General features: G+C 59.3%; 5 protein-coding genes. All 5 read right to left on the reverse strand.

What is annotated here, in order from left to right:
- Positions 1-122: 122 nt before the first annotated feature.
- Positions 123-617 (reverse strand): nitrogen fixation protein NifX, encoded by a 495-nt coding sequence (gene nifX / locus CO667_RS34070; protein ID WP_054186335.1) that lies wholly within the window; start codon positions 615-617, stop codon positions 123-125.
- Positions 614-1,969, reverse strand: a complete 1,356-nt coding sequence (gene nifN / locus CO667_RS34075) for a nitrogenase iron-molybdenum cofactor biosynthesis protein NifN (protein ID WP_096772152.1) — start codon at positions 1,967-1,969, stop codon at positions 614-616. Before nifN ends, nifX begins: the two co-directional genes overlap by 4 nt.
- A gap of 9 nt (positions 1,970-1,978) precedes the next feature.
- Positions 1,979-3,469 carry a nitrogenase iron-molybdenum cofactor biosynthesis protein NifE gene (gene nifE, locus CO667_RS34080; RefSeq protein WP_141399572.1) on the reverse strand — a complete coding sequence of 497 codons (1,491 nt, stop codon included), beginning with the start codon at positions 3,467-3,469 and terminating at the stop codon, positions 1,979-1,981.
- 58 nt (positions 3,470-3,527) lie between these two features.
- A complete protein-coding gene (gene nifK / locus CO667_RS34085) occupies positions 3,528-5,069 on the reverse strand; it encodes a nitrogenase molybdenum-iron protein subunit beta (protein WP_097622239.1) in 1,542 nt (513 codons plus the stop codon).
- 122 nt (positions 5,070-5,191) lie between these two features.
- Positions 5,192-6,573 (reverse strand): nitrogenase molybdenum-iron protein alpha chain (nifD, locus tag CO667_RS34090; RefSeq protein ID WP_097622240.1); only part of this gene is annotated, 1,382 nt, incomplete at its 5' end.

Here is a 6,573-nt window from a genome sequence, read left to right on the forward strand (position 1 = left end):
CACGCCCCATGGGCATCCTGAGCGCGGATGAGCCTTATGAGGCATCTGAGAAAAGGGGTGGCGAGATCCCCATCCTCGTTGATAGCAGGGCCATCCGTACTTCCTGCCAATGTACCCATGTCCTAGTCCTCCTCATCGAAAGGCTTCTTTTCGGTGGCGCCTGCTTCGGCTAGCACCTTGCGCAACCAGGGCGGTGGAGTCGTCCTGAGCATCGCCCTAGTTTGGGACAGTACGTCTTCAATCAATTGAGCATCGGGTACTTTTATCGGGTGGATTTTGGCCGAAACGACCCTTGCTGCCGAAGGCCCGCCAATCGCCAGACAGAACAAGAGGTGACAGCCTTCCAATGCCTTCACCTTGGGGGCAATGCGATCGTCGCCCTCGTTTCGATGCATTCCGCTCTCATCGGAAACGTCTTCGAAACACAGGACTTCCACGAGTTTCCAATCGTCGGGACTGACGTCAAAGACCGCGAAGCGCTTGGCCGATCCGAAATGGGCGTCCAGACATTTCATATCTTGGGTGGCGATTGCTACGCGCAAGGCGCCAGCCTTCCGCTTCGGAGCTGCCGAGTGAGCCCCGTCAGGGACGATGGAGAGGCGACGGGCGGCGGTCATCTAGCCAGTTCTCCTTTGCGGGAGGGATCAAGCGATCCAGGACACGGCGCGCGCTGATTGGCCTGGAAGATGTTGGAAACATCGAAGATCAGGTCGCGCGTTCCCTGATAGAGACTTGTGATCTTATGCTGGCTGCCGAGTCGGTCGAAAATCGGGAAGCCCACCCGCATAAGCGGAATGCCAAGGCGCTCCGCCGCTTGTCGTCCATGCGAATGCGTAACAAGAAGATCAGCGTCGACGGCAAGTTCTTCGAGATCGCCAAGATCACCCACCTGGAGCGATTCGACCGGCATTTCCTGGATTATTTTTGAAGTGCCGGTCGTGGTGACTGCCGCCGTAATCTTGGCGCCCATGCCGGTGAAGAAGGTAGCGAATTGGTAGAGCTGGTCCGGCTCCGCAGCAATTGCGATCTTCTTGCCGCCGAAATAGAAATGCCCGTCGAGCAGGGCGTCCTGCAGCTGTGCTCGGCGACGGCGAATGTTTGCTGGCACCGGCGCACCTGAAATCCTTGAAAGCAACGAGACGAACCGGTCGGCTCTTTTCAATCCTGTCAGCGACTGGAACAGTGCGTAAGGCACTCCCGTCCGGGTCCGCAGTAGCTCTGCGGGGCGGCGCATATGCTCGCCGATCGCGATACATTGTGCCGCCGTGCCAAGCTCTTGGATCTCGTCGACGGGAGTACCGCCATAGGTGGTCGGCACCCAACGATCGTCGGGCACCGTGCCGTCGAGCGAGCCGGAAATGTCCGGCAGGATTACCGGCTTCAGACCGAAGCTTTCGACCGTTTCGCGCAGAAGCTCGATGTCGGCGACTGTCACATGCCATCCTGGTAGGATCGCAATCTTCTTTTGGTCGCGGCTCTGCTCGCCTTGCGTGGTGATGCGCTCGATCATAGAGGTGACAGCCTTAGCCCATCCCTCTTCGATCGCTCCCTCGAAATCCGGTGTGCTCGCCAGCACGATCTCCGTACCCGCAAGCTCATCGGCACGATCCCGCTTGATGTTGGTGAGATCGCCTGCAAAATCTTCGCCGCGGGTTTCCACCAGGGCTGTCGTGCAGATTCCGATCAACTTTGGTTTTGCGCGCCTCTTGAGATTGAGTATCGCCTCTTCCAGATTACCTGCGCCGCCGAGGATCGTCGCCACTGCGTCCAATGCCGTTGTCTGCAAGGGAATGGCTTCCTTGAAGTGCCGGACTAAAAGTACGAGAGCCAGGCTGGTGCAGCCCTGGCTGCCGTGGAACAGCGGCACTGCACGCTCGACGCCAAGAAAGGCGAGCGCGGCGCCGAGCGGCTGTGATGATTTCAGCGGATTGACCGCAGCTGATTTGGTCTGGGGAAAGACTTGAACCATCGGCTTTCCTCAACGCTTGCCGAAGCTGCCGGCGACCGCGCCGACAAAGTTTTGCAAGGCGTACCCAGTCTCGTTCTCGCTCTTGGTATTCGTCAGTTCTTCTTCCACCGCATGCTGGCATTCCCACGGTGCCGGCTCCCGCACCTCAATCCAGATCGGATTGTGAATAGCAAGATCGATCTGGCGAACGAGCTCCACCATGCCGTCATAGCCGGCATAGGGCTGGTGGCGTTCCTGGTTGATATCGAGCCAAGGTGTCTTGGCCTTCAGCGCGATGAATTGCGTGCGCCCGCCAGACAACATGATGTCGGCTTTACCGTCGGCGAGCATGTTATAAAGCTCGCGCGGCGCCATCGACTCGAACAGGTGGTTTTCGTCTTTCAGGAGTTGCTTGATCCGTTCCTTGTCTTCAGGCGTGGATTTCTTAACCGAGGTGCCGACGATCTCGATGCCCACCTCCATCAGCGCATCGACAATCGACCAGGACTTCACGCCGCCGGTGTTGAGCAACACGCGCTTGCCTTCAAGCCTTGGTCGATATGCTGCGAGTTTCTTCCAGGCAATCGCCTCCTCCTCCGCGATCAATGCCTCGGTGCGCTCGAGGATTTCGGGATCCGCCCCCTGCGTCACGAGCAGCTTGGCGATCTGCCTGAGTGCTTCAGAGGTGTCGGTAATGCCGTAGAAGGAGCCTTCGAAGAACGGGATATCCCAGAGCTCCTCCATTTTGCGGGCAAGGTTGATGAGTGCTGTCGAGCACACCAACATGGACGCCTTGGCGCGATGCGCAGAAGCAATGTCAAGATATCGAGCGTCTCCTGGAATGCAGGCCCGCACTCTGATCCCCAGCCGGTCAAGAAGCGGCTTCACCAGCCAAAACTCGCCGGATAGGTTGAACTCACCAATGATATTGATGTCGTAGGCGGTCACGTCGTTCGGCTCTACGCTGCCGATCACATGATCGAGCAACGCTTCACCGGCGAGCTTATTGCCAAGGTTCTTGGAGCCGGCAAAGCCCGGTGCGTTGACTGGCACCACCGGAAGGCCGAATTTTTCCGCGGCCCGCTCGCAGACCGCCTCGATGTCGTCGCCAATCAATGCTGTCACACAGGTCGAATAGACGAAGACCGCCGGTGGAGCATAGGCCTCCTTGATCTCGCGGATTGCTTTAAAAAGCTTCCGCTCGCCGTGTCCCATCACCACTTCGGTTTCAGTGAGGTCGGTCGTGAAGCTCGTGCGCCAGAGCGTTGGACCTGAGGAAGCCGATCCTCGGTTGTCCCAGGAATTGCCCTCACAGCCGAGAGGCCCGTGGATCAGGTGCGCGACGTCGGTGACGGGCTGCAGCACGATCTTGGCGCCATCGAAAGCGCATCCGCCGGCTGCCGCCCCGGGGATCAGCGACTTCGAGCAGCCGTTCTTACGCGCCTTGGAATCCTTGCTGCGGTTCTTCTCGCAGGCAGGCTCGTCGAAGACGTCCTGGACTTTAGCATTGAGCGAGGGCATTGCGGTCTCCAAGTTCAGATGAAGGCGGCCGGCCTCACAAGGCCGACCGCCGCCGCTCCTAGCGGGTCAGGTCGTAAGAATAGTCTGTCACACCCGGCTCGCTCGTCTCGCGATCGAGCTTGTCGAAGATCTTGTCGAGGATCGTCGTCAGGACGCGCAGGCCGCCCTGGTAGCCCATGAGCGGGAAACGGTGGTGATGGTGCCGGTCGAATATCGGAAAGCTCAGCCGGATCAATGGGGTGCCGGTGTCGCGCTCGAGATACTTGCCATAGGAATTGCCGATCATAAGATCTACCGGCTCGGTAAAGAGCAGCGAGCGCAACGCCCAGAGGTCCTTGCCCGCCCAGACCTGGGAATCCTTGCCGAAGGGCGAGGATGCGAGCAACGCCTTCATCTCGGCTTCCCAGGCCGACGTGCCGTTGGTAGCAAGGCAGTGGGTCGGCTCACCGCCGGTTTCCAAGACGAAGCGGGCAACGGCGTAGACGAAGTCAGGATCGCCGTAGATCGCGTATTTCTTCCCGTGCAGCCAGGCCTGGCTATCTGCCATAGCGTCGACGAGACGGCCGCGCTCCAGGCCGAGTGCCGGAGGAATTTCCTTGCCGGTAATCTCCGAGACCTTCATCAGGAATTCATCGGTCGCCTGGACACCCAGCGGATAATGGAACGAGGCCGTAGCCTGACCGACCTCCTTGCAATATTCCAGCGTTTTGCGCGTGTTATAGTGCTGCAGCGACAGGGTCGCTTCGGCGTTCAACGCCGTTTTCACGTCTTCGATCTTCGTGCCGCCGTCATACATGCGGTACGTGCCGTCAGACGGCGTGTCGAACTGGTCGGAGGCATCCTGGATGAAGATGTAGGATACGCCCATCATGTCGAGCAGGCGCTTCAGTTCGCGGTTGTTGCCGACGCAGAAGCCGTCGAAGCCGGGAATGATGTTGATGGCTTGGGCAACCTCCTTCCGCTCGTTGCCTTTCCAGAAGTTCTCCAGAATGCCCTTGATCATGCCGTCATAGCCATCGACGTGGCTGCCGACGAAGGCAGGCGTGTGAGCGAAAGGAACATCGAAGTCGTGCGGGACCGACCCTTCGTTCTTTGCGTTTTCGATGAAGCTGTGGAGATCGTCTCCAATGACTTCGGCCATGCAGGTGGTCGAGACGGCGATCATCTTCGGATCGTAGAGCTTGTATGTATTGGCGAGCCCGTCGACCATGTTCTTCAATCCGCCGAACACCGCCGCGTCCTCCGTCATCGAGGACGAGACCGCCGATGAAGGCTCCTTGAAGTGACGCGACAGATGCGAACGGTAATAGGCGACGCAGCCCTGGCTGCCGTGGACGAAGGACATCGTTTGCTCAAAGCCTGCGGCTGCGAAGACGGCACCGAGCGGCTGGCAGGCTTTGGCCGGGTTCACGACCAGGGCTTTGCGGCCCAGGTTCTTTTCGCGATACTCCCAGGTCTTCGTGAAGTCGTTTTGATCGGCAACGACCTGATCCGGGTGGGGGCATTCGAAATTGGCTTTCTTCTCGGCGAGCATCTGCCTGTATTCCGGCTCGCGGAACAGGGGAGCATGATCGAGAACTTTTTCCGCCGACTGCGGCATAGTAAGCACCTTTCTTTTCATCGCGCCGCACCGGTGGCGGCAATGGGATGTCATCTGTCACGAGTGCGGATCAAGGCCGATGGAAGGGCCTGGCCTGCCCCCTCCCAAGACAGGCCAAGCTCTCATTCGGCCGCAACCGCCTCAGCTGGCGCGGCCTTTTTTTTCCAGGGGACGTCGTAGAGATCCCACACCGGATTATTGATGGCCAGATCCATGTCGCGGGCGAATATGGCAAAGCCGTCATAGCCGTGATACGGGCCCGAATAATCCCAGGAGTGCATCTGGCGGAAGGGGATGCCCATCTTCTGCACCGGATACTTCTCTTTGATGCCGGACCCAACAAGGTCGGGGCGGATGCCTTCGATGAACTTTTCCAGCTCGTAACCGGTCACGTCGTCATAGATCAACGTACCCTTGTTCACATAATGGCCGGTGCGCTGATAGTCGTCGTTGTGGGCGAACTCGTAGCCGGTGCCGACGATCCGCATGCCGAGGTCCTCATAGGCCGTGATGACGTGGCGAGGACGCAGGCCGCCGACATAGAGCATCACCGTCTTGCCTTCGAGGCGCGGCCGGTACTTGTCGACGACAGCATCGACCAGGGGCCGGTACTTGGTGATGACAGCCTCGGTCTTGTCGACGATTTCCGGACCGAAGTGCTTGGCTATTTCGCGCAGGGAGGTTTCGATCTGGGACGGACCAAAGAAATTGTATTCCATCCACGGGATGCCGTACTTTTCCTCCATGTGCCGACAGATGTAGTTCATCGAGCGGTAGCAGTGGATGAGGTTGAGCTTCGCCTTTGGCGCGCGCTCGACCTCAGCGAGCGTGGCATCACCCGACCAGTTGCCGACCACGCGCAGCCCCACCTCCTCCAATAGAATGCGCGTAGCCCACGCGTCGCCACCGATATTGTAGTCGCCGACGACGTTGACGTCATAAGGGCCGGTCTCGAACTCGACGTCGTTCTTGTCGAAAACCCAGTCACGGATGGCGTCGTTGGCGATGTGGTGGCCGAGCGATTGCGAGACGCCGCGGAAGCCCTCGCAGCGCACCGGCACGATCGTCTTTTCGTGCTCCTTGGCCTTCTTGCGCGACACCGCCTCAATGTCGTCGCCAATCAGCCCGATCGGGCATTCCGACTGCACGCTGATGCCGTTGTTGAGGGGGAAAAGCGCCTCGATCTCGTCGATGACCTGTTCAAGCTTCTTGTCGCCGCCGAACACGATGTCCTTTTCCTGGAAGTCTGAGGTGAACTGCAGCGTCACGAACGTGTCGATGCCCGTCAGGCCGACGTAGTAGTTGCGGCGTTGCGACCAGGAATAATGACCGCAACCGACCGGCCCGTGCGAGATGTGGACCATGTCCTTGACCGGCCCCCATACCACGCCTTTGGAGCCGGCATAGGCGCAGCCGCGGATCGTCATCACGCCCGGAATGGACTTGATGTTCGATTTGACGTCGCATTCGGAAAGCGCCTTCGGCTCATCGCCAGGCTCGTCGC

This window comes from Rhizobium sp. L43 (assembly GCF_002531725.1).
Taxonomy (GTDB): domain Bacteria; phylum Pseudomonadota; class Alphaproteobacteria; order Rhizobiales; family Rhizobiaceae; genus Rhizobium.